Source organism: Pseudomonas sp. P5_A2_2, from assembly GCF_054177685.1.
On record NZ_JBGCUL010000609.1, the window covers coordinates 1 to 2,769 of the forward strand.

Genomic DNA, 2,769 nt, shown 5'->3' on the forward strand with positions numbered 1-2,769 from the left:
CCTTTCGTCACACCTCACGGATTTCGCGTCATGGGCACTCTCACGGTCAACCAGAACAAACTGCAAAAGCGCCTTCGCCGACTGGCCGGTGAGGCGGTTGCCGATTTCAACATGATTGAAGACGGCGACAAGGTCATGGTCTGCCTGTCCGGTGGCAAGGACAGCTACACCATGCTCGACGTGCTGATGCACTTGCAGAAGGTCGCGCCGATCAAGTTCGAGATCGTGGCCGTGAACATGGACCAGAAGCAGCCGGGCTTCCCGGAGCACGTGCTGCCGGCCTACCTCAAGGAACTGGGCGTCGAGTACCACATCGTCGAGAAAGACACTTACTCGGTGGTCAAGGAGCTGATCCCGGAAGGCAAGACCACCTGCTCGCTGTGCTCGCGTTTGCGTCGCGGAACGCTCTACACCTTCGCCGACGAAATCGGCGCGACCAAGATGGCCCTCGGTCACCACCGCGACGACATCGTCGAGACGTTCTTCCTGAACATGTTCTTCAACGGTTCGCTCAAGGCCATGCCGCCAAAACTGCGCGCCGACGATGGCCGTAACGTGGTGATCCGCCCGCTGGCCTACTGCAACGAAAAAGACATCCAGGCTTACTCGGACCTCAAGCAATTCCCGATCATCCCGTGCAACCTCTGCGGTTCCCAGGAGAACCTGCAGCGTCAGGTGGTCAAGGAAATGCTGCAGGACTGGGAGCGCAAGACCCCGGGCCGTACCGAGAGCATTTTCCGCAGCCTGCAGAACGTGATCCCGTCGCAATTGGCGGACCGCAACCTGTTTGACTTCACCAATCTGAAGATCGACGAATCAGCGGCGTCGCGCTTCGTCAACGTCGTCAACCTCTGACCCCGATTACTGTGGGAGCGAGCTTGCTCGCGATTGCGGTGCATCAGTCAACAGAGATGTCGCCTGACACACCGCTATCGTCGGAACGCCGCCCGGAGCAAGCTCGCTCCCACAGGTTTTTTCGTTTTATTTCAGATTATTGGAGAGGGCATGCGCGACTACAAGTGGCTGAACGAGTACTGCCTGAACCGCTTCGGTTCGGCGGCTGAACTGGAAGCCCATCTGCCCGTTCCAAAGACCCCGGCGCAACTGCGCAAGATCAGCGACGATCGCTATCTTTCGATGATGGCACTACGGGTATTCCGTGCCGGACTCAAGCACAGCCTGGTGGATGCCAAGTGGCCGGCCTTCGAAGAAGTGTTCTTCAAGTTCGACCCGGAAAAAGTCGTGCTGATGAGCGCCGAGCACCTGGAACGGCTGATGCAGGACACGCGGATCATCCGCCACCTGGGCAAGCTCAAGAGTGTGCCGCGCAATGCGCAGTTCATACTGGACGTGGCCCATGAAAAGGGCAGCTTCGGCGCGCTGATCGCCGATTGGCCGGTGACCGATATCGTCGGGCTCTGGACCTTTCTGAAAAAGCGCGGACATCAGTTGGGTGGGCTGTCCGCCCCGCGCTTCTTGCGCATGATCGGCAAGGACACTTTTGTACCGAGCTATGACGTGGTGGCGGCGCTGAATGCGCAGGACATCATCGACAAGGTGCCGAGCAGCCTGCGCGACCTGGCGTTGGTGCAGGACGTGTTCAACCAGTGGCATGAATAAAGTGGCGGACGGGCGATGAGCCAGATTTCGATGATGCTGGCTTATACCGTCAATCATTGAGACCGAGTTGCCCCAATCGCGGGCAAGTCGGATCGCCGCACCGCCGCTCCCACAGGATCTCTGTTGAAACACAAATGTGTGATCGACGCAAAAACCTGTGGGAGCTGGCTTGTCGGGTCGCCGCATCGCAGCGAAGGCGTCAGATCAGGCGACGCTGATCTCACCTTCACCCGCCAGCTTGCGGTTCAACTGATACCGCCAGCGCACATACAACAGCGCCGAGCAAAACACCACCAGGCTCGCGCCCATCTCCAGCAAACCGAAGAATTGCCGGTTCGGGTCATAGGCCGCCAATGCGCCCTTGATGAAATACAGGTTCACCACAAAGCACATCCACGAATGCCCGCGAGGGCTGCCGATGATCATCCCCGGCGCCAGAATCAGCAACGGCACCAGCTCGATCAACAGAATCACCCATGGCCGGGCGCCGTGCAGGTCGGCGACCAACAGGTAGTAGATGCACAGCAATCCCACCAGGCCGAAAAAGCACAGCAGACTGATGACACGCATCGCCTTGACGCGTGGCTCGAGCCATTCGAGGGCGGGCAGAATCTTTGGCTTTTTTGCCACCTCAGCTCTCCAGTTTCTGTGCAGTCTTCGCCAGGCGCATACYCAGCGCCCGGCACAGCGCCACTTCATGTGAGTCCAGACCGCTTTTGCCATCGGCACCGGCGTGGTGGCTGGCGCCGTAAGGCGTGCCGCCGCCCTGGGTTTCCAGCAGTGCCGACTCGCTGTAGGRCAGGCCGGTGATCAGCATGCCGTGGTGCAGCAACGGCAGCATCATCGACAGCAGAGTGGTTTCCTGGCCACCGTGCAGGCTCGCCGTGGAGGTGAATACACCCGCCGGCTTGCCCACCAGCGCACCGGTCAGCCACAGGTTGCTGGTGCTGTCGAGGAAGTACTTGAGCGGTGCGGCCATGTTACCGAAGCGGGTCGGGCTGCCGAGTGCCAGGCCTGCGCAGTTCTTCAGGTCGTCGAGGCTGGCGTACAGCGCGCCTTCGTCGGGAATCTGCGCAGACACGGCTTCGCATTCGGTCGAGATCGCCGGCACCGTGCGCAGGCGCGCTTCAAGCCCGGCCTGTTCGACAC

4 protein-coding genes are annotated in these 2,769 nt (G+C 60.2%); 2 read left to right on the forward strand and 2 right to left on the reverse strand.

Going from position 1 to position 2,769, the window contains the following annotated elements:
• Positions 1-30: 30 nt before the first annotated feature.
• Together ttcA and ACXRVY_RS23010 are read left to right on the forward strand one after the other, a co-directional pair.
• Positions 31-855: a tRNA 2-thiocytidine(32) synthetase TtcA gene (ttcA, locus tag ACXRVY_RS23005; RefSeq protein WP_223459736.1), complete on the forward strand. Its 825-nt coding sequence runs from the start codon at positions 31-33 to the stop codon at positions 853-855.
• Positions 856-1,005: 150 nt separating this feature from the next.
• The gene (locus ACXRVY_RS23010; protein WP_458238327.1) at positions 1,006-1,620 is read left to right on the forward strand and encodes a DNA-3-methyladenine glycosylase I; all 615 of its coding nucleotides are present in this window, start codon (positions 1,006-1,008) and stop codon (positions 1,618-1,620) included.
• Between the two features lie 204 nt (positions 1,621-1,824).
• Here the strand turns inward: ACXRVY_RS23010 and ACXRVY_RS23015 are convergent, their stop codons facing one another.
• Together ACXRVY_RS23015 and wrbA are read right to left on the reverse strand one after the other, a co-directional pair.
• Positions 1,825-2,250, reverse strand: coding sequence for a DUF2069 domain-containing protein (locus tag ACXRVY_RS23015; protein WP_223459731.1), 426 nt, complete (start codon positions 2,248-2,250; stop codon positions 1,825-1,827).
• 1 nt (position 2,251) lies between these two features.
• On the reverse strand, positions 2,252-2,769 hold a 518-nt coding region (gene wrbA / locus ACXRVY_RS23020), incomplete at its 5' end, for an NAD(P)H:quinone oxidoreductase (protein WP_458238328.1).

Bases quoted from the DNA above. Each gene is read 5' to 3' on its own strand.
- ttcA (WP_223459736.1), top strand. From the start codon at position 31: ATGGGCACTCTCACGGTCAACCAGAACAAACTGCAAAAGCGCCTTCGC.
- ACXRVY_RS23010 (WP_458238327.1), top strand. From the start codon at position 1,006: ATGCGCGACTACAAGTGGCTGAACGAGTACTGCCTGAACCGCTTCGGT.